This is a genomic window from Winslowiella iniecta (assembly GCF_001267535.1).
GTDB lineage: Bacteria > Pseudomonadota > Gammaproteobacteria > Enterobacterales > Enterobacteriaceae > Erwinia > Erwinia iniecta.
Genome location: NZ_JRXE01000012.1, coordinates 1 through 22019 on the forward strand (window position 1 = coordinate 1; position 22019 = coordinate 22019).

The following is a 22019-nucleotide window of genomic DNA, read 5'->3' on the forward strand; positions in this document are numbered from 1 at the left end:
CGACAGCGATTCTGATTCCGACAGCGATTCTGATAGCGACAGCGATTCTGATTCCGACAGTGACTCTGATAGCGACAGCGATTCTGACTCCGACAGCGACTCGGACAGCGACAGTGACTCTGATTCAGACAGCGACAGCGTTAACGCCGTAGACGATAACGTCACTCTGGATGTTGAAACTGAGGAGGTATCGATTAATAACGGTCCGTCTTCGCAGAGCGGCGCGACACTGGCAACAGTGGGTCTGGGCAATGTGCTGAATCTGTCAGTGGCCGAACTTGACGCACAGTCAACCTTCACCGTTGAGGAAGGAACGTCTCGTACGCTGACCATTCAGGCATCGTCGTTAGGCGTGTCATTACTCTCAACCTATAACCTGAATATTTACAAGCTCAACCCGGATGACGGCACCTATACGCGGGTCGACAGTGTACCTAACTGGCTGCAAGTCGGTCTGGTGGCAGGATCTTCAGGTCAACTGACGCTGACTCTGCCGGAAGGTGAGTATGCCTTCTTGCTGAATGTGGCAAATGGCGTGTCGGTGTTGACTGGTTTCACCCTGAATGTGTTGCAAGACACCACGCATGGCTTCGTCACAACGGGTAATTCTGCGGCGGGCAATGTGATTGATGGCGACGGCGATGGCACAGGTGGCGATACCGCACCGGCTGGCACGCTGGTCAGTGATGTTGATGGCACCGCAGTTAATGAAAGTGGTAACACCGAAATCACCGGTCAGTACGGCACGCTGACAATTGATGCGCTGGGTAATTACACCTATACGCTGAATGCGGGTCTGGATGCCAGCAGCATCACGGGTAACGAAACCTTTACCTATGAACTGACTACACCAAATGGCTCCACCAGTTCGGCAACGCTGACGATTGATCTGCAACCTGCCGGGCTGCTGGCTGTTGATGACAGTGTTGATCTGGCAACCAGTGCATCGGTTGTTCAGGAAGCGGAGAACTTCGCCAACATAGCGACGGCAAGCTGGACCACAGTACTGGGCACTAACTCTGCTACGGGTACCGGTGGATTCACGGTTGAGGCGGATTCGGTTCTGCACAATATCTCGCTGGGCTTTGCTGTCACGGGTGTTGCGCTGACCGGAACCAATATCACGTGGGCGATTCTCGACAGTGGAGGTACGTCAGTACGTACCGGTTCTGTTGCATCCGGCGCGATCATTGGCGGTGTTGCAACGGTTAACGTTGCGGGTCTGGATCTGACTGCGGGTAACTACACACTGCGCGTTACCGGTAGCTCTTCAGTACTGGGTCTGACGACGGTGCGGGGATCGGTCAATGGTACTGAGACGCACGTGGAAGAGTTCCATACCGGCGCTTCTGCGACGGTTACGGGCAATATCCTCGACGGCTCGGGTGCGGATGGGGTGGCAGATAACCTGATCTCTGTCGGTACTAAGATCTCCATCAGCAATGCCAATGACACAGATAGTGCCGCGCTTGATCCGTACAACCGCAATGCAACCAGCGCGACGGTGGATGGCCTCTACGGCACCTTAACCATCAACGCTGATGGCAGTTACAGCTATGTACGTGACGCCAACATTGATCTGTCGACCATGACGCAGAAGGAGGTATTCGATTACACCCTGACGGCAACGGATGGTTCAACGTCCAATGCATCGCTGACTATCGATCTCAATATGCAGATCACCGGCAGCGCATACGCGGACACCGTTAACAGCACGGCGAATGACGACACCTTTACCCTGGGTGCCGGTGGCGACACCGTAGTCTATAACCTGCTGGATAATGCGGATGCGACGGGTGGTAACGGCACTGATACCTGGACTGATTTCTCGCTGGCACAGGATGATCAGATCGATATCAGCGACCTGTTAATTGGCCTGAATGGAGCGGGCGGAACCATCGGAAACTTCGTTTCAGTCGAGTTTGATGGCGAAAACACCATCGTGTCGATTGACCGCGATGGGCAGGGTACGAACTTTGAAAGTACTCAGCTGATTACTCTGGAAGGAGTAAACGTATCGCTGGAAGAGTTGTTGCAGCACCTTAACACGGACGGTTAATGGTAGTTGTTTTGAACGTATAGGGAATAAATCGGCACAAGGATGTGCCATCTACAGTCTTAATCTGCGGTGGATGATTAATGAATTTAGCTCTGTTACGCTCAATAGTGAGTTTTAACCACCCGGCGTGTGCATTTTTATTCTGCACCGCCCTCTTTTTTAGTACCGCGTTGTTTGCCGCGCCAGACAACGAGGTTTCAGCAAATATGATCCGTGCCGGGCAAATGGTTGCTCAGCAGGAATTACCCTCTTTAAACGGTGCTGTGGCTCCACAGCAATCGTCAAATGCCCCCACCACCCTCGATATTACGCAAGCGGTTAATCGCGCGGTGCAGTGGCATCCCGATATTGCCGAGGTGGTCGGTAAACTGTATGAACAGGCCGAAGGCGTTAATGTTGCGCGCTCAAAATACTTTCCTAAAATAAGCGCCGGCATGAACAACGGCATGACCAATGCCAGTACCAACAGCGGCTATAACCCGTCATTTGTGCTGTCATTGTCCCAGATGCTGTATGACTTCGGTAAAGTCGACAGCTCGGTAAGAGCGGCGGAAGCCAGCGTCGCGAAAGAGCAGGCCAATGTGCTGGTGAGTATTGATACCATCGCCCATGATACTGCGGCGGCAGTCGTGCAGGTGCAGGGCTATCAGCAACTGGTAAAAATTGCTGAAGCGCAGCTGGAAGCACTGAATAATATCGGCAAGCTGGCGCGTCAGCGTAATGATGAAGGTGCCAGTTCGTTATCTGATGTGGTGCAAACCGAAACCCGTATTGAGGGTGCGCGCTCCACGCTGATGCAATATCAGGCGAATCTCGATCGCTGGCGTGCCACGCTGTCTACCTACCTTGGCTGGCGCGATCTGAAAGAAGTCAGCAATAATTTTCCCGTTCCGCTGACTAAATCCTGCCAGGTGGCACAGCCAGATTATCGACTGATTCCTTCAGTGCTGGCGGCCTGGGCGCAGGTTAATCAGGCGCAGGCGAATCTGGATAACGCCAATGCGCAGATGACACCAACGGTCTCATTAGAACCTGAAGTTACCCATTATCTGACTAACAACTACTCCAACAGCGCGGTGCTGGATCGTACGCAATACGGCGCGTGGGTCAAAGTGGAAATGCCGCTGTATCAGGGCGGCGGTCTGACGGCCAGTCGCAATGCCGCAGCGCACACCCTCGAATCTGCCAATGCGGCAGTGCGCAATGCCCAGCTGGATGCCCAGCAAAAACTCAGTGAATCGCAAAATGAAGAGATGAGTCTGGCGCGAACGCTGGTGATTCAGAACCGCCAGCAGCAGCTGGCAGAACGGACCCGGGTGCTTTACCAGGATCAGTATCTGCAACTGGGCACCCGCCCGCTGCTGGATGTGCTCAACTCCGAGCAGGAGATCTATCAGGCACGCTTCACCGAACAGCAAACCATCAGTCAGCTGCACACCTTGCAGCTTGACTGCCTGTACAGCACCGGCTTTATGCGTTCAGCCTTTGCGCTAAATAACCAGACTATTCAAACGGTGGAGATTCAACCATGACCCAACTTCAGGCGGTCACGCCGTCAGAGACCCCCGATACTCCCGAGGGACGGCCTTTAGCATCCTGGACCGCCGCCATTATTCAGATTGCCACACACTACCGTCTGGCTTGCTCACCCGGCATGCTCTATGCCGCTACCGAATGGCAGCATACGCTGCCGCTGGAGCGAGCATTAATCAACCTGTCACGTCAGGCGGGTCTTTCCGCGCGTATGCTGGACGATCCCGCGCGGGAAATGTCGGCGTTCCGGCTGCCGCTGGCGGTAGAACTGTCTGATGGTCAGGTAGCAGTGATTAGCCAGTTTGATGGTGAAGATACTCTGACGCTTAACTTTGCCAACGATCCTCAACTGACGCCGGTGTCATTGAAAGAGATGTTGCCGCAAATTCGTCATGTGGTGGCTTTCCGGCCAGTAGCGGCGGCGAAAGACAGCCGGGTCGATCGTTATCTGGAGCAAAACAAGCCGGACTGGCTGCGCAAACTGGTGCTGCGCGATATCAAGCCGTACGGCTATGTGATGCTGGCTTCGCTGCTGGTGAATATCCTGGCGCTGTCCGGCATTCTGTTTTCGATGCAGGTTTATGACCGGGCGATCCCGGCGCAATCTTATCCCACGCTGTATGTGTTATTTGGCGGCGTATTGATCGCCGTACTGTTCTCGTTTTTACTGCGGCTGGGCCGCTCACATATTACGGATGTACTGGGTAAACGTGCCGATATGCGGGTGTCTGATCGGGTGTTTGGTCACGCGCTGCGGCTGCGGGAAAGTGCCGTCCCGCGCTCGACCGGCAGCTTTATTTCACAGCTGCGCGAACTTGAGCAGATCCGCGAGATGATCACCTCAACCACTGTCACCGCCATTGTCGATATGCCTTTCTTTTTCCTTTTCCTGTTTGTACTGGCCATTATCTCGCCGCATCTGGCCTGGATCGCGCCGGTGGCGGCGGTGATTATGATTGTACCGGGTTTATTGTTGCAGAAACGGCTCGGCATGCTGGCACGTAAGTCATTACATGAATCCACGTTGCGTAACGCGGTACTGGTTGAAAGCGTGCAGGGGCTTGAGGATATCAAGCTGATGCAGGCTGAAGATCGCTTTCTGCAACAATGGAACAGTTATATCCAGATTACCGCGCAATCCGGTGTAGAAACCCGTCGTTTGACCCAGGGGCTGATCAACTGGGGCGTGACGGTACAAAACCTGGTGTATGCCACGGTGGTGGTGATCGGTGCGCCAATGGTGATTGATGGCGATATTACGACCGGTGCCATCGTTGCCGCCTCACTGCTTTCCTCGCGCATGATCTCCCCGATGACTAAGTTATGCGGTGTGCTGGCGCGCTGGCAGCAGGTGAAGGCGGCCAAGGCCGGGCTGGACAGCATTATGAATCTGCCGGCCGAGAACAGCCGGGAAGAGACGCGCGTCCACTGCGCGGTGCTGCATGGCCACTATCAGTTTACCGATGCCTGTTTCCGCTATCGCTCAGAAGACACGGTATTGCCGTTAAAAATTGGTCGTCTGACCGTTCAGCCCGGCGAGCGTATCGCGTTGTTGGGGCGTAACGGTGCCGGAAAGTCCACCCTGCTGAAAGCGATGGCAGGCGGTATGGAGCTGGTCAGCGGCGAAGTACGACTGGATAATCTTAGTCTGCCGCATATCGATACCGCTGATATTCGCCGCAATATCGGTCTGCTGTCACAAAACGCCCGCCTGTTTCACGGCACCCTGCGCGAAAACCTGATGCTGGGCGCGCCTAACATCGACGACGAAGCGCTGTTTGAAGTGCTGGAAGTCAGCGGTGCGGCCAACTACGTGCGACGCTTGCCGCTGGGGCTGGATCATATGGTGATGGAAGGCGGTATGGGTCTGTCCGGCGGGCAGCGCCAGTCGGTACTGCTGGCGCGCATGCTGTTACGCGATCCCAATATTGTCTTGCTGGACGAGCCGACGGCTTCGCTGGATGAGCATACTGAACGTGAGTTTATTCAGCGTCTGGGTCAGTGGCTGGCCGGACGGACGCTGATTGTCGCTACCCATCGCGCCGCGGTACTCGAACTGGTCGATCGCGTGGTGGTATTAAAAGAGGGGCTGTTGGTTATGGACGCGCCGAAAGATAAAGCGATTAAAAACTCACGTAATTCTATTTCTCAGCAGGAGTCGTCCGATGAAAAACCTGCCCGCTGAATCCACCGTCGCCACGCCTTCTCCGTTTAATCTTGACGATCTGGACGACGAGAAGGGCAGTAAAAGGAGTTATACCGGCTCGGTGCGCATCATTGTAATCACCTTTTTCCTGCTGTTATCAGCAGGAATCTGGGCGTGGTTTGGCGTGCTGGATGAGGTGTCCACCGGCAGCGGTAAGGTGATTCCCAGCACCCGTGAGCAGGTAGTGCAGTTGCTGGATGGCGGCGTATTGACCGAACTGAGCGTGCGTGAAGGCGCACTGGTGCAGGCCGGACAAGTGGTGGCGCGGCTCGACCCAACCCGTTACGAGTCGAATGTCGGCGAGAGCGCGGCCCGTTACCGCGCTTCACTGGCGGCCACCGCACGACTGCGCGCTGAAGTGAACAATCAGCCGTTAACTTTCCCGAAAGAGTTAGATGCTTATCCGGAACTGATTGCCACTGAAACGCGCTTATACAATACGCGCCGTCAGCAGCTAACCGAGTCGGCGGCACGGATTAAAGAATCGCTGGATCTGGCTAATCGCGAACTGGTGATTACCCAGAAGCTGGCGAAAAGCGGGGCGGCCAGTAGTGTTGAGGTGTTACGTTTGCAGCGGCAAAAAGCCGATCTGGATCTAAAACTCACCGATCTCTATTCCCAGTATTATGTGCAGGCGCGTGAAGAGATGTCGAAAGGCAACGCGGAAGTTGACTCGCTGAGCGAGGTGATTAAAGGGCGTGCCGACTCCGTAACCCGACTGACGGTGCGTTCACCGGTGCGCGGCATTGTGAAAAATATCAAGGTGATGACCATAGGCGGGGTGATTCCACCTAACGGTGAACTGATGGATATCGTGCCATTAGACGATCGCCTGCTGATTGAAGCGCGTCTCTCGCCGCGTGATATCGCCTTTATCCATCCTGAGCAGCGCGCGCTGGTCAAGATCTCGGCGTATGACTACGCGATTTATGGCGGGATGGAAGGGGTAGTGGAGGGGATTTCACCTGACACTATTCAGGACGAGGTTAAACCCGAGATTTACTACTATCGCGTGTTTATCCGCACCAATGTCGACTATTTGCAGAACAAAGCCGGGCATCACTTCTCAATTGTTCCGGGGATGGTGGCAACGGTGGATATTAAAACCGGTCAGAAAACCATCATGGAATATCTGGTGAAACCTTTCAACCGCGTGAAGGAAGCGCTGCGCGAGCGTTAATGCTTTTGCAGCAACAGGAATAACCGCTGCCAGGGAAGGCATCAATGATGATGTATAGCACAATTGATAATGCAGAACAGACGGGTGACAACATGAGCGACCGCAACGCATACGAGAAAAAAGAGATCATCATGCTTTACCCTCGACTGGGGTTAAAGAAAAATGGCCTGGTGATGGCGATGCTGAAAAGAGCCAATATTCTCGCGCAGCATGACTATAACGTCACCATCCTTACCGTGGAATATGATGCAGAGCTAAGCCATGTGTATAACAATATGATTGAGAACGGCGTACTCAGTAAACAGGTTCGTTTTCAGAATGTGTACGCACTGTTGCAAAATAGCCAGATAAGTGATGCGAATTCTTGTGGAGACGTTCAGCCATATACCCCGGTTGCCAGTGACGGGTATGTGCAGGACACCAATAACAACTTTATCTTTAAAAAAGGTAAGCTTGAGAAGCGCTATGAAATGACGCGTGAGGATGGTTCGCTGGCCTGGATAAATTATTTTAACGATAATAAAATAATTATGCGTGCCAAATATGATGCCAGTCAGACGTTAAGCTGCATTCAGAATATCAGCGATGGAAAAATAACCTCGATATCATTTTATGATTCCGAGGGTAAGCTGAAACTAATCAATAACTACAAGGTAGATGAGAAGTCCAGCGAATTGCAGAGTATCATTCTGTTTAATCAGCAGGGGTTTATCGAAACCACTCTGGCAACAGAAAAAGAGTTGTTCCTGCATGCATTAGACACTTTCTATAGTCGCGCGGATACTCTCTATTATTTTATTATCGATCGCGCAATTTATTTCAGTGAAGCCTTGTTCGCCCATAAAAAAGAGAACTATGCCTATATCGGCACCATTCATGCTGCCCACTATGTTAATCCTGCTGACAGCAACTCACGGGTAAACAGTCATTATAAGCACTACTTCGACAATACCCAGCAGCTGGACGCGCTGGTGTTTCTGACTAAAAAACAACGGCAAGAGGCAGAGGATCGCTTTAAGTTCAACAGCGCCAGCTTTGAAATACCTCATGTATACGATAAAAAAATCCCTAAATACCATGCCGAGCGGAAACCCTTTAGCTGCATTTCCGTTGGACGCTTTGACCCGGTTAAGCGGCTGCCGGAGTTAATCAAAATCTTCTCGCGGGTAGTGCAGGCAATCCCGGAAGCCACGCTGAAGTTATACGGTTATGGTTCAGAATTGCCAAAAATGCAGGCGGCCATTGAGCAGTATGATCTGTCACGTAATGTCGAGATCTGTGAATACACCGAAAGTGTCGATTTAGTCTATCAGTCGGCCGATCTGATGCTGTTTACCAGCCGTTCTGAAGGCTACGGGCTGGTGATTATGGAAGCATTAGCGAATCAGTGCCCGGTAGTCTCCTACGATATTAATTACGGCCCGCTGGAGATGATAGTTGATGGTGTTAATGGTTTTCTGATCGAAGATAAGCAGGATGAGAAATTTGCTCAGTCTGTTATTAGCGCATTAAAAGATCGCAAGGGTCTGAAGGCGATGCAAAAAAGCGCCGGTAAACTGGCAAAAAATTATACGGCCAGTGACTTCTCCCAACGTTGGGGAGAGTTGTTTATGCAGGTTGAGATAAATCGTAATAATAAACACTCAGCGGTATAGTTAAGCAGGAGCTTTGATGAAAATTTTAATTTTAGGAACATCGAATTCAGTACGTCGCAATGGCTGGGTAAAAGGATTGTCCGATCGCCTGGTTGATTCTGAAGTGACCAACTTATCTATCGGCGCATCGCCTGGCTTGCAGTTTTCGGTGTTTGCCCATATGGATTTTTCCGTTTACGATTATGTTTTTTTTGACAGCTTACCGAATGATGAAGAGTACTTCTTAAAAACTAACTCGTTTAAAAATTACAATTTTTACAATGATATCTATTTTGAGTTCCTCTCGACCATTGCCAGCCAGACAAAACTGGTGATTATTGCGATCCCACTGTTAGCGACGCTGCATAATACCACAATTATTTATCGTACCCGTGAGCTTCTGGCCAGAAGGGTTGGCGCGCAGTTCTTATGTTTTAAACATATCGTTGAAAATATTAACGCATTTTCAAACTCGCTGATTGATAATCTGTATGATATGGACCCGCATCCGACCGAGTTTATTGCCAACTTTATCGGTGGTATTGTGGCGCAGGTGCTTGAAGATGAGCAAAGCCGGGGTTCTCTGGGCTTTATGAGCGATAATGTTAATTACCGTGAAAACTTTACTATTCGCAATATCTCAGAAGAGTATAGTGACGATAAAAAATATGAAATAAAAAACTCATTATTTCAGGAGACCTTTGCTTTTCTTAATCAGGATGATCAGATTAATATTGCCGAACCAAGCACCCTGATTGGTTTTTATATTAATAAGAAAAACACCAGGTCGCATTTAAAACTGATGAATGGCAATGAAACCGCCGCATCAGTTTCCTTATACCGTGATATTGACTTAAGCAGTTTTTTGAAAATATTTATTCCGTCGCCGGTTAACACTAAAATCGACAGAATTGTTATTGATTATGAGGCGCCGGCCGACAGCAGCGTACCGCTGACCTATCATCCGCAGGTCAGCAAGAAAATTGCCGAACAGCCGGTATTATCTATCTCGACGCTGTGCTTCTGGCGTCCTTCAGGTGTGAAGTGGGCAAAAGAGGTTCGTCAGACTTTTGATGCCCGCAGAATCACTCATCTGGTTAACCTGAAAATTAATAAAGCCATTATTGATGGGTTAAAGGATACGTTCATTAATCAGTCACTTATCACATCGTCGCATGGCTATGTGATGCTGTATGACACGGTTTTACAGAAATGTATCAGCATCGATAAAAACCTGACGGCGATTTATCCTAATCCGCTGCTGCCGGTAAAAATCGCGATGTTTGATCATCAACAAGTGGGTTTCACCGTGATGCTGGAGGGGATCAGCGTCCCATTGACCTGCTATAAAAACGGGATTGGCCTCGCTGAGAATCACGTATTAAGAGAGAATAAACGTTTCGACCTCGGTGACTATATTGCGGATAAAGTCAGCCTGATCGCGATTAAAGGCAAGAAGTATGCCTTCGGCATCAATGATATTTACCTGAGATGTTACAAGGTCAATGTGAATAACGGTTTTAGCTTTAACGCCGCAAAAATCAGCCTGTGGGAAACCTTTAGTATTGGTGAATAGAGTAGCGCCCTGGTCACAGGGCGTCCTCTTTACCGCTATACCAGATGGCAGGCGACGCGATGTTCTGCATTGCCGACTGCGCGCAGCAGGGGCGCTTCGCGGCGACAACGCGATATGGCGTGCGGGCAGCGGCTGGAAAAGCGACAGCCGGCAGGCGGATTAGCCGGGTCGGGAATATCGCCCTGCATCATCGCCACCGGTTCGGCATCGGGATCCAGCGTTGGCACGGCCGCCAGCAACGCCTGGGTATAAGGATGCAGTGGCTGGCGAAACAGCGTATCGCGGCTGGCGGTTTCCACCAGCTGGCCGAGATACATCACCGCCACATCATCACACAGATGCTCGACCACGCCGAGATCGTGCGAGATAAATAAAAACGTGACGCCGTGTTCATCGCGCAGGTCGGAAAAAAGATTAATAATCTGCGCCTGAATAGAGACATCCAGTGCGGAAATCGGCTCATCGGCGACAATAAACTTCGGTTGCAGAATCAGCGCACGGGCAATACCAATACGCTGGCGCTGACCACCCGAAAATTCATGTGGAAAGCGGTTATAGTGCTGCGCTGCCAGTCCGCAAATCTTCATGACCGCCAGCACTTTCTCGCGCAGCTCCTCGCGCGTACAGCGCTTATGCGCCAGCATCGCTTCGCCAATCGCGTCGCCGACCCGAATGCGCGGGTTGAGTGAGCTGTAGGGATCCTGAAACACCAGTTGCAGCTCAGGGCGCAGCGCTTGCAGTGCGGCGGGCTTGAGCTGATGCAGATCCTGACCTTCAAACAGCACCCTGCCGGCGGTTTTATCGTATAACCCCAGCAGCGTGCGGCCAACGGTGGTTTTGCCGCTTCCCGATTCACCCACCAGACCAAAAATTGTGCCTTTACGGATGGCGAAACTCACATCATCAACCGCACGTAACTCGCCGGTTTGCTGTCCGAACAGGCCGTCGCGCAGCGGGAAATACTTTTTCAATCCCTCGACCTGCACCACATAATCACTCTTCATGGCTGTAACTCCGTTTCCCTGCAGGCGGTTGTCGCTGCGCTGTCGGCATAAAAGCAGGCGGCCTGCTGGCGATCGCCAGTCAGTGGCGGAATGCGCTGGCGGCAAGTATCGGTGGCGCGGGCGCAGCGCGGGTAAAAAGCGCATCCGTTGGGCAGTGCGGCAAGATCCGGTACTTGTCCAGGGATCGAATACAGGCGACGATGGCGCTCACCGGCGGTCGGGCGTGAAGCTATCAAGCCCTGAGTATAAGGGTGCAGCGGCCGACGCAGCACCTCGGCGGTCGGGCCTTTTTCCACAACCTTCCCGGCATACATTACCACCACCTGCTCAGCCATCTGGGCGATTACCCCAAGATCGTGGGTGATCAGCATTAATGCCATGGCGTGGGCGCGTGCACGATCGCGCAGCAGGCGAAGGATCTGCGCCTGCACCGTAACGTCCAGCGCGGTGGTTGGTTCATCGGCAATCAGCAGCGCCGGCTGACAGCTCAATGCCATAGCGATCATCACGCGTTGCAGCATGCCACCGGAAAGCTGATGCGGATAACAGCGCATCAAACTGTCTGCACGTGCCAGACCCACTTCTGCCAGCATCTGCGTGGCGTGCTGCCAGGCCTGTTTTGGTGATTCACCGCGATGACGAATTAAGGGTTCGACCAGCTGTTCTCCCAGCGTCAGCACCGGATTTAACGCGCTCATTGGCTCCTGAAAAATCATCGCCAGCTGATTGCCGCGCAGATCCGCCAGTTGCGTGGATCGCAGTGCCAACAGGTTTTTCCCCTGATAGCGGATTTCGCCGCCGTCGACTCGCGCAGTCTGCGTCGGAAGCAACCCCATCAGCGACATGGCGGTAACGCTTTTTCCACAGCCGGATTCACCGACAATGCCAACGGTTTGTCCGGGCATCACATCAAAGCTGACATCCTGCACCGCCCGTACCCGGCCCTGCTCACTGGCGAAGGAGAGGGAGAGACGGTCAAAACTGATCAGTGGCTGGCTCATTATCTGCTCCGCGTCATTTTAGGATCGAGCGCATCGCGCAAACCATCGCCCAGCACATTAATGGCGATCACCGTCATAAAAATTGCCACGCCGGGCGGCATCCACAACCATGGGCGGCGCTGGAAGTCGATCAGGCTGTTGGCGGCATCCATCATATTGCCCCATGATGGCATCGGCGGAACCACGCCAAGCCCGAGATAGCTCAGCGCCGATTCGCTGAGAATGGCGTTTGCCACTGCCATGGTTGCCATCACCACCAGAATCGGTACGGTATTCGGCAGTAAATGGCCGAACAGACGGCGGCGTGCCGACAGCCCCAATACCTGCGTGGCCAGCATAAAATCGCGCTCGCGCAGCGACAGAATTTGCCCGCGCACCAGCCGCGCCAGCTTCGGCCACTCCAGCAGGCTGAGCATAATTATCACCATCCAGACGCGCGCATCCGGGGAGAAGTCGAGTTCCGACAGCATGGCTCCCATCACAATCAGCAGCGGCAGGCTGGGAATGGTCATGACCAGATCAGCAAAGCGCATAATTAACTTATCGGTTATGCCACCGAGATAGCCGGAAAGCGCCCCCATCAGATAGCCGAGCGTGACTGACAGCAGCATGGTCAGCAGCCCGATAATCAGTGAAATACGCCCGGCCAGCAGCAGGCGGGTATAGACATCGCGACCAAGAAAATCGGTGCCCAGCCAGTGTTCGGCATTCGGCGCTTTATTGATCATCAGCGCATCGGTGGCGTCATCCTGCCATGGCGAAAAGTACGGGCCGATAATGCACCACAGGCTCATCACCACTAGTATCAGCAAGCACAGCATCGCCAGTTTATTACTGCGCAGCGAACGCCAGGCGTATTGCCACGGCGATGGCGTCAGCTGCGACATCACGGCAATATCGGCTTTGCGCTGGCGTCGCGCGGTAAAAAACAGAGAATTCAGCATCATTATCGTACCCGAATACGTGGATCGGCCCAGGCGTACAGCACGTCGGCCAACAGGTTACCGAGGATGGTCAGCACCGCGAGGAACAGGGTAAAACCCATCAGCACCGGATAGTCGCGCGCGGCCAGCGAATCGATATGAATATGTCCGGCACCCGGCCAGTTAAACACTTTCTCGGTGATTAGCGCCCCGGAAAACAGTCCCGGCAGCTCAAAGCCCAGCAGGGTAATAATCGGCAGCAGCGCGTTGCGTAGCGCATGTTTAAAGATCACCGTGCGCTCGCGCAGCCCTTTGGCGCGTGCGGTGCGGATAAAATCCATCTTAATCACGTCCAGCATGCTGGCGCGGAAATAGCGCGTCAGGCTGCCCGCCTGCAACATCACCAGCGCCAGCACCGGCAATACCAGATGCGCGGCAACCTGCATCACCCATTCCCAGCCGCTGGCATCACTGCCGGTATTGGTCATGCCGCCGACCGGCAGCCAGTGCAGATCGACCGCAAACCACTTGATCAGTAGCAGGCAGAGGAAAAAGGTCGGAAATGACATCGCCGCAAATATCACTATGCTGACCAGGTGATCGAACCACGAATTTGGGCGTAACGCTGAAATCACACCGACCGCCAGCGCAATGCCCCAGTAGAGCACCAGTGCGATCAGCGCCAGCAGAAATGAGTTCCAGATATACTGATTCAACAGCTGGCTGACCGGGATTTGGTATTGCAGCGAAAAGCCAAGATCGCCCTGCAACAGTTGTCCCAGCCAGTGCAGATAGCGGGACAGTAACGGCTGATCGAGGCCATACAGCGCTTTCAGCTCCGCCGCACGCTGCGCAGTCAGGGTGATATTGCCATCAATAAAATCGCCAGGCGTTTTAGCAAACAGCATAAAAATCAGCAGCGAAGCGAGGAACAGCATCGGAATGGTTTGCAGCAAACGCCGCAGTACAAAATTTCGCATGGTTTTCTCACAGCCGCGGCGTTTTCTGCGCCGCGGCAATGGGGATCAACAGGATTAATTCACCACTTTCACGTCTGGCAGGCTACCGGTCAGACCGTTATAGATATCGGGTTTGAAACCGGTGACGCGCGCGCTACTGGCAGACAGGATTTGGCGATTGCCCAGCAGAATCACCGGCGGATCTTCGGCCAGCACCTGATACAGGCGGTGGTAAATCGGCTTGCGCTGTTCGATATCCAGCGTGGCATTGCCCGCGGTAATCAGCTTATCCACTTCGGCGTTGTGATAGCCCTGTAGCTTCGCTTCGCTGCTGTAAAAGTCCCAGACGCCATCGTGGGGATCGTTCAGCGTGCTGGTGCTGAAAGAGGCCAGATCGTAATTGCCGGTTTTACGCAGTGACATCAGCGCATTGAAATCGACCACCTGCGGCTTCAGCAGTACGCCAATCTGGCGGTAGTTCTCTTTCGCAATCGGGATCAGCGCATCGTTCAGCACTTTTTTGCTGACCAGCAGCCCCAGTTCCAGCCGCTTACCGTCTTTCACCCGAATGCCATCGGCAGCGACTTTCCAGCCCGCTTCATCGAGCAGCTGTTTCGCTTTGTTGGCATCGTATTGATACGGATTCACATCCTGCGCATTGTAAGCCCAGGAAATGGGGGCAATCGGCTCGATGGCCACGGAACCGTACCCCTGATACACCACATCAATTAATTTCTGGCGGTCGAGGCCATAAATCAGTGCCTGGCGAACCTTCGCATCTTTCAGCGCTGGCCGATGCAGGTTGAATTCCACCTTGCTGTAATCGCTGGAGCCGTAAAGATTGATATTGGCAAAGCCCAGCAGTTTTAACTGTTCAATATCGTCCGGGCGTGAAGTAAAGGCGTCGTAATCGGTATCGCCGGTCTGGAACAGCTGGAAGTTGGTGGACGGATTGGTCACGCGATAAATAAAGCGCGCGGTCGGCGGCGTGCCGCGCCAGTAGTGGCTGTTGGCGTGGAAACGAATCTCCTGGCCGGGCAGGTATTTATCATAGATATATGGGCCGTTACCCAGCGGTTTGCCGTGCAGCGTGCGCAGATAGTCGAGATTGCCGCGCTGATACTCTTTACCGTAGTAAGCCTTAGACAGGACTGGCCCGCCAATTTTTTGCAGCGTAGTGGCACCCGGCTGGGTGGTGGTGACCTGTAAAGTCAGCGGATCGAGCACTTTTAGCCCGCTGATACTGTCCGCTTTACCCGCTTTATACTCATCGCCGCCGGCAATATGTGCCAGTGTAATATCGGTATCGCCGTCGTATTTCGGATCGTACAGCACGCTCAGGGTGAAGGCGATATCGTCGGCGGTCAGCGGTGAGCCATCGCTAAAGGTCAGGCCCGGACGTAATTTTATCGTATAGATTTTACCGTCATCGCTGACTTTCCAGCTTTCGGCCAGTCCCGGCACCAGTTTGCCCTGGCTGTCCCAGTCAATCAGGCGGGAAAAAATCACATTAGTGACGTTCTCATCCCAGCCGTTGACGAAGAAATAGGGGTTAAAGATGCCCTGCGGCTCGGAAATTCCGGCAATCACCGTATCCTTTCGCAGCTTTGCGGCGGCGGGAACCTGGCTGGGATCGCTGGCCGGCACAATGCCCGCTTTTAATACTTCGTCAGCGACGGCCAGGCTGGAGAACAGAATTGTGCCGCCAAACAGCGCAATTTTAAGGGAAGCAGAATAACGTGTTAAGGGTGACAGACCCGACCGTGATAACCTTGCCAAGAGCGATTCCTCATTATTGAACAGTGCCAGATTGACAAAACATGACGAAGAGTAAGGTCGGACTATCTTCCTGTCTAACAACGAAAAAACATTCCTTAATGCGTTTTAAGCATAAAGCGGGACGGGGATTTTATGGCACGCCGGGCATGCGGATGACGCCCGGCGCAGCAGGGTTACTCGACGAATAACGGCGGATTAAAAGCGGTGATTTCCGGCAGCGGCTGCTGCCAGCGTTCAATCTCAACCTGGCAGGTTTGCGCACTGCACCCCTGGCCGAGCCGCGAGCTGCCGCGATCTTCCGTCAGGACATTCGGGTTACCGTGTTTATCGAGCGAGCCGGGTACCGTCGGGTCCAGCGGGTCATACCATGCGCCGGTGGACATCTGCACCACGCCCGGCAGGATATCCGTACTGAGATGGACGCCCGCCAGGATCGCCCCGCGCTGATTAAACACCCGGACGATACTGCCTTCGGTAATCGATCTGCTGGCGGCATCATTCGGGTGCATCCACAGCGGTTCACGCCCGTGAATTTTGCTGGCGCGGCTGACGCTGCCCTGGTCGTACTGGCTGTGCAGACGAGTACGTGGCTGGCTGGATAGCAGGTGCAACGGCCACTGTCGCGCCAGCGATTGCTGCTGCTGCTGGATCCCGGCGTCCCAGTACGGATAGCCCGGACACTCGGCATAATCAAAGCTGGCAACGGTTTGCGAGAACAGTTCGATTTTTCCCGACGGGGTCGCCAGCGGAAACCGCTGCGGATCGGCGCGGAAGTCCGCCAGAAAAATCTGCGGGGTGGCGGGGCGGTTGAACTCCAGCTTGCCCTGTTGCCAGAAATCGGCAAAGGCGGGCAGCTCGATATTTTCTGCCGCCGCCCGTGGCCGCGCGTCTTCGTACATCTGCTCCAGCCACTGCTCCGGGCTGCGGCCTTCACTGAACTTATCGTAAAAGCCCAACTTCTGCGCCAGCTGACAGAAAATAGCGTAGTCGTCACGCGCTTCGCCCACCGGGGGAATATGCTGACGCATGGCGATCATAAAGCCGTCGTGGCTGGCGCTGCCAATATCATTACGCTCCAGCGAGGTGGTGACCGGCAGCACGATATCCGCATGTTTCGCCTGTGCGGTCCAGTACTGTTCATGCACTACCACCGTTTCCGGTCGACGCCAGGCATCGATCAAGCGGTTGATATCCTGATGATGATGAAAAGCATTGCCGCCGGCCCAGTAGACCAGGCGAATATCCGGATAGTGGCACTGCTGACCATCGAACTGATATTCACCGCCGGGATTCAGCAACATATCCGCCAGCCGCGCGACCGGAATCACCGTGCTGACCTGATTTTTACCGGCGGGCAGGCGCGGGCCGGAGAAGGCGGCGCGGTCGGCACCGGCGAGATTGGTGCAGGCATAGCCAAAGGCGAGGCCGCCGCCAGCAGTGCCAATCTGGCCGAGCAGCGCAGTCAGCGCGACCGTTGCCCAGTAAGCCTGTTCCCCCTGGCGCGCACGCTGGATCGACCAGGAAATATTGATCATCGTGCGCTTGCCCGACAGGGTACGGGCAAGATCGATAATCTGCTGTGCGCTCAGCCCGGTGATCGCCGCTGCCCACTGCGCGGTTTTGGCGCTGCCGTCGACCTCGCCCAGCAGATAGGATTTAAAGGTTTCAAAGCCGACGGTATGGCTGGCAACAAACGCCCGATCGTAACGATCTTCGGCGATCAACGTATGACAGAGCGCCAGCAACAGGGCGGTGTCGGTGCCGGGTTTAATCGCCAGCCAGCTGGCGTCACTGATGGCGCTGAGATCGTTTTTTACCGGGCTGATATTAATAAATTCCACGCCGCGGGAATGCAGCTTCTCCAGCCAGTATTTTAAAGCATGGTCATTGGCCGCGCCGCCGTTAACCTGGGCATTGCGCAGCGGCAGACCGCCGATGGCGACAAAACACTGGCAGTACTCGGCCAGTACCGACCAGTGGGTATGCTGGTGATGCAGCGGGCTGAGTGGCCCGAGAATATGCGGCAGCACGCGCTCACCGGCCGCGCTGCTGTAGGTGTTGGTGCTGGCGGTATAGCCACCAAATCCCTTCAGAAAGCGGTGCAACTGACTCTGCGCATGGTGAAAACGCCCGGCGCTGGCCCAGCCATAAGAGCCGCCGAAAATCGCTTCATTACCGCCCTGGGCTTTCACCGACTTCAGTTCGCGTGCCACCAGATTCAGCGCCACTTCCCAGCTGACTTCAACAAATGGCTCTTTACCGCGCCCTTCGCGGGAAGCGGGGCCGTGTTGCAAATAACCCTGACGCACTGCCGGGCGACGAATACGGCTGGCACCAGTGACCGAGTCAGTCAGTGACTGGCCGATGCGTGAAGGATTGCGATCCCACGCGACCGGTTCGACGGCGGCGATGTTGCCCTCACGGGTGGTGACCTGATAGGTTCCCCAGTGCATCACGGCAAGTTGGTGTTCTGATTTCATTAAATTGTCTGCCTGAAAGTGATTGCGTTCATCATAAGGTGATTGTGCACCGGATTGAAAATCCCGCCCGGCGAGTGAATATAGGGCTTTTATTCTGTTTGCTGGCATTTAATACTGCTTTATTTTTTATTATTCAGATTAATTAAATGGGTTTGCTTAATATTCTGTTATCTCTGTGCTTTATAATTCTTCAGTAAATTCTGAAGTAATAAATAAAAAAGGGTTTCTTTGTTAATTGTCAATCTCTATTCTGGATCGCGAGGGTGTATAAAGATAACGCTTTTCTCTAAGTTAGAACTTTTATTTATTTGGGCTTGTTTACCGGAGTTGTCATGCTGAGGCTCAGACAATTTTGCTCTACATCAGGAAAATTTTCAGTAATGAAACATAACAAGAAATTACTACCTGCTATTGCCTGCCTGTTCTCCCTGTTCGCGGTCAGCCAGGCTGTTGCGGAGGAACTTTCATTAAAAGGGAAAACCATTGGTATCGCGGTGGTGGGAACCCAACACTTCTGGGATCGCGAAGCGTATAAAGGGGCGACGGAAGAGGTCGAAAAGCTTGGCGGCAAGGTGATTGGCGTTGACGGTGGTCGTGATAACCAGGTCCATGCGAATAACCACAATATTCTGCTGGCACGTAAAGTCGATGCAGTCATCAGCATTCTGGGTGACAGTGCGGTCGACCCGAAATTTAAGGCGCTGCGTGATGCCAATATTCCGGTATTTACCGTCGACCACGTTTCCCCTTATTCCATCAACAATACCACTTCAGATAACTATACCCTCGGTTCGACCATTGGCCGTTATATGGTGGATGCCATCGGCGGCAAGGGCAATGTGGCGGTATTTAATGCCTTCTCCAATTCCTTACGTATCTGCGGTATTCGTTACGACCAGTGGAAGTACGTGCTGAAAGACTATCCCGATATCAATATCGTGCAGCCGGAACTGGCGGAACAGTTTGCCAATTCACCGGAAGATGCGCGCAAGAAAACGCTGGAACTGCTGAGCCAGTATCCGAAAGGCAAACTGGCTGCCATTCATGTTGCCTGCTGGGATCAGCCAGCGATTGGCATTGTACAGGCGCTGGAAGAGACCGGTCGTGATAAAGACGTGAAAGTGACCGCGATTGATGCTGGCCCGGAAACGCTGGAAATTATGGCGGAGAAAGGCAGCCCGCTGGTGGCAAACGTCGCGCAGCAACCGAAGCTGATTGGTCAGACTTCCGCAGAAAACGTGGCGCGCTACTTTGCCGGAGCCAAATTGCCGGTTCAGACCTTTGTACCGGTGATTCCGGTCAATGGCCCGGAAGAAGCGAAAAAAGTGTACAAGCAACTGGGTTATGGTGAGTTGTCCGAGTGAACAGCAGCAACGATAAGCAGCAGATTTCCGGCGGTCTGATTATGGACCGCATCGGTAAAAGCTTTGGCAGTGTGGCGGCGCTGAATAACGTCACACTGACCATCAAACCCGGTGAGATTCACGGCTTAATCGGCGAGAACGGCGCGGGTAAATCGACGCTGATTAAAATTCTGGCGGGGGTTTACCAGGCTGACAGCGGGTCGGTGCGGCTTGATGGCGTCAGTTTGCAGCTGGGAAATCCGGCAGCGATCGAAGCGCAGGGGATCCGGGTGATTCATCAGGAACTGAACCTGATCCCGCATTTCACCGTGGCTGAGTCGGTTTTTCTTGGGCAGGAGTATCGCCGTCGCGGCGGCATGCTCGATCATCGCCGGATGAATCAGGCGACCCGGCAGTTTTTCCGCGACAGCTGGCAGCTGGATCTCGATCCGCGTCGGTTGATCCGCGATCTCAGTCTGGCGGAACGTAAGCTGGTACAAATCGCCCGCGCGCTGATTGATGGCATCGCGCGTTTGGTGGTGTTCGATGAACCGACCGCACCGCTGGAACAGTTTGAAGCCACGCTGGTCTCCAGTGCGATTACCCGGCTGAAAGCGCAGGGCATCGCGATTCTCTATATTTCCCACTATCTGAATGAAATTGCTGAACTTTGCGATAGCGCCACGGTATTACGCAACGGCGAAGTGGTGGGTTATCCCGACCGCGCGCTGTTGCAGGATACGGATGCGGTGATTCGTTTAATGGTCGGGCGGGAAATTGACAGCCTGTATACCTCGCGCCAGCACACGGCGGATGCCCGCGCTGGCGACATCCCGGCACTCAGCGTGCAAAATCTGTCAGATGGTCAGCAGCTTAAAGAGATCAATTTCACCATTCAGCGCGGTGAGATTGTCGGCATAGCCGGATTGCAGGGAGCCGGGCGCGATGTGCTGATCGATCTGCTTTATGGCCTGAAAAGTGCCAAAAAGGGCAAGATCCTGCTTGATGGCCGGGCGCATCGCATCCGCACGCCGCGCCAGGCGATTCGCGCCGGTATGGCGCTGGTGCCGCGCGATCGTCGTCATCAGGGGCTGATTCTTAACTTCTCCGCCGCCGATAATATTAACCTTGCTTCGATGTCCGATACCGCCTGGATGGGCTGGGAAAGGCGTTCGCTGGTGTGGCAAAAAGCTCGCTCATGGATCGAGCGTTTAAGCATTCGTCCGGGGCGTCCTGAACTGGCGGTGCGCTTTATGAGCGGCGGTAATCAGCAGAAAGTGATCCTCGCGCGCTGGCTGGATACCCAGGCCCGGTTGTTTATTCTGGATGAGCCGACACTGGGGGTGGATATCGGCGCGCGCAGCGATATTTATCAGCGTACCCGCCAGCTGGCCGACCAGGGGCGTTCGGTGCTGGTCTCTTCCAGTGATGCGACAGAGCTTTTAGGGCTATGCGACCGCATTCTGGTGATGTGGCGCGGTGGGCTGGTGGCCGATTTATCGACTGAGGGTCTCACGCTGGACGCCTTGTTAGCGTCAATCAATGGCGGTCAGGAAAAACAGTTATGAGCAGTGATATTCAGAGCAGGTGGCGTCTGCATAGCGCAACGCTGATTGAAAAGTTCCCGATACTCCTTTTTTTCGTGCTGCTGGTGTGGCTCAGCGTTGAGTCACCGTGGTTTCTCACCTGGCAAAATATCAGCATGATGGTGGTGCAAAGCGTGCCGCTGGCGATATTAAGTTTTGGTCTGGTGTTTGTGATTGCTGCCGGTGGCGACGATGTGGTGTCGGGCGGTATCGACCTCTCGTTGCCCGCCATTGCGGTGCTGGGCGTGGCGCTGCTCAGCCTCGGCATGACCGAATGGCTGACGCCTTATCCGCTGCTGTTCGCCTTAGTGGTGGTGGGGTGCCTGCTGTGCAGCGGAATCAACGCGCTGCTGGCGATGGTGGCGGGTTTGCCGCCGCTGTTAGCCACGCTTTCCAGCTCGGTGGCCTTTACCGGCTTAACCGATCTGCTGACCGGACAACGACGGATCAGCGTCAGCGATCCGCTGATGGTGGCATTTCGTGACGGCAGTCTGGCCGGTATTCCCTGGCCGCTGATTTATCTGCTGGTGGTGTTTCTGCTGTTCCAGTATTTACTGCATCACTGCCGTTTTGGTCAGCATATTCAGGCGGTCGGCGGCAATCACGATATGGCGCGCATGTCCGGGTTAAACGCTAATAAACTGACGCTACTCGCCTGGCTGATTGCGGCTGTCGCCGCCGCGCTGGCGGTGTTTCCGCTACTGGCGCAGGGTTCCGGCAGCTCCAGCGGTACCGCCACGCCATTGCTGATGGAGA

Annotated in this window: 15 protein-coding genes; 9 read left to right on the forward strand and 6 right to left on the reverse strand. The window is 54.0% G+C overall.

Going from position 1 to position 22019, the window contains the following annotated elements:
- The 6 genes from NG42_RS09780 to NG42_RS09805 all read left to right on the forward strand — a co-directional run.
- Positions 1–2059: BapA/Bap/LapF family large adhesin (locus NG42_RS09780; RefSeq protein WP_156324261.1), on the forward strand; the 2059-nt coding region annotated here is incomplete at its 5' end.
- Between the two features lie 80 nt (positions 2060–2139).
- Positions 2140–3591 carry a TolC family outer membrane protein gene (locus tag NG42_RS09785; RefSeq protein WP_241488335.1) on the forward strand — a complete coding sequence of 484 codons (1452 nt, stop codon included), beginning with the start codon at positions 2140–2142 and terminating at the stop codon, positions 3589–3591.
- The gene (locus NG42_RS09790) at positions 3588–5777 is read left to right on the forward strand and encodes a type I secretion system permease/ATPase (protein WP_052899122.1); all 2190 of its coding nucleotides are present in this window, start codon (positions 3588–3590) and stop codon (positions 5775–5777) included. The genes NG42_RS09785 and NG42_RS09790 overlap by 4 nt, the downstream gene beginning before the upstream one ends.
- Positions 5758–6978, forward strand: a complete 1221-nt coding sequence (locus tag NG42_RS09795; RefSeq protein WP_052899123.1) for a beta-barrel domain-containing protein — start codon at positions 5758–5760, stop codon at positions 6976–6978. The genes NG42_RS09790 and NG42_RS09795 overlap by 20 nt, the downstream gene beginning before the upstream one ends.
- 44 nt (positions 6979–7022) lie before the next feature.
- Positions 7023–8633 (forward strand): glycosyltransferase, encoded by a 1611-nt coding sequence (locus NG42_RS09800; RefSeq protein ID WP_052899124.1) that lies wholly within the window; start codon positions 7023–7025, stop codon positions 8631–8633.
- Between the two features lie 16 nt (positions 8634–8649).
- The gene (locus NG42_RS09805) at positions 8650–10188 is read left to right on the forward strand and encodes a hypothetical protein (protein ID WP_052899125.1); all 1539 of its coding nucleotides are present in this window, start codon (positions 8650–8652) and stop codon (positions 10186–10188) included.
- Positions 10189–10223: 35 nt separating this feature from the next.
- Here NG42_RS09805 and NG42_RS09810 read toward each other — a convergent pair whose 3' ends face one another.
- From NG42_RS09810 to NG42_RS09835, 6 genes are all read right to left on the reverse strand, one after another.
- On the reverse strand, positions 10224–11192 hold the full coding sequence (locus NG42_RS09810; protein ID WP_052899126.1) for an ABC transporter ATP-binding protein: 969 nt from the start codon (positions 11190–11192) through the stop codon (positions 10224–10226).
- Positions 11189–12193, reverse strand: coding sequence for an ABC transporter ATP-binding protein (locus NG42_RS09815; protein ID WP_052899127.1), 1005 nt, complete (start codon positions 12191–12193; stop codon positions 11189–11191). The genes NG42_RS09810 and NG42_RS09815 overlap by 4 nt, the downstream gene beginning before the upstream one ends.
- Positions 12193–13137: an oligopeptide ABC transporter permease gene (gene opp4C / locus NG42_RS09820; RefSeq protein ID WP_052899229.1), complete on the reverse strand. Its 945-nt coding sequence runs from the start codon at positions 13135–13137 to the stop codon at positions 12193–12195. Before opp4C ends, NG42_RS09815 begins: the two co-directional genes overlap by 1 nt.
- A 2-nt stretch (positions 13138–13139) precedes the next feature.
- A complete protein-coding gene (locus tag NG42_RS09825) occupies positions 13140–14096 on the reverse strand; it encodes an ABC transporter permease (RefSeq protein ID WP_052899128.1) in 957 nt (318 codons plus the stop codon).
- 54 nt (positions 14097–14150) lie between these two features.
- Complete coding sequence (locus NG42_RS09830) at positions 14151–15854, reverse strand: ABC transporter substrate-binding protein (protein ID WP_052899129.1); 1704 nt, start codon at positions 15852–15854, stop codon at positions 14151–14153.
- A gap of 173 nt (positions 15855–16027) precedes the next feature.
- Positions 16028–18334, reverse strand: coding sequence for a molybdopterin-dependent oxidoreductase (locus NG42_RS09835; protein WP_052899130.1), 2307 nt, complete (start codon positions 18332–18334; stop codon positions 16028–16030).
- Between the two features lie 380 nt (positions 18335–18714).
- On the opposite strand from NG42_RS09835, the gene NG42_RS09840 reads away from it, so the two are divergent.
- The 3 genes from NG42_RS09840 to NG42_RS09850 form a co-directional block, all read left to right on the forward strand.
- On the forward strand, positions 18715–19698 hold the full coding sequence (locus NG42_RS09840; protein ID WP_052899131.1) for a sugar ABC transporter substrate-binding protein: 984 nt from the start codon (positions 18715–18717) through the stop codon (positions 19696–19698).
- Positions 19699–19739: 41 nt separating this feature from the next.
- Positions 19740–21245 carry a sugar ABC transporter ATP-binding protein gene (locus tag NG42_RS09845; protein ID WP_053115739.1) on the forward strand — a complete coding sequence of 502 codons (1506 nt, stop codon included), beginning with the start codon at positions 19740–19742 and terminating at the stop codon, positions 21243–21245.
- On the forward strand, positions 21242–22019 hold a 778-nt coding region (locus NG42_RS09850; RefSeq protein ID WP_420911308.1), incomplete at its 3' end, for an ABC transporter permease. The genes NG42_RS09845 and NG42_RS09850, both read left to right, overlap by 4 nt.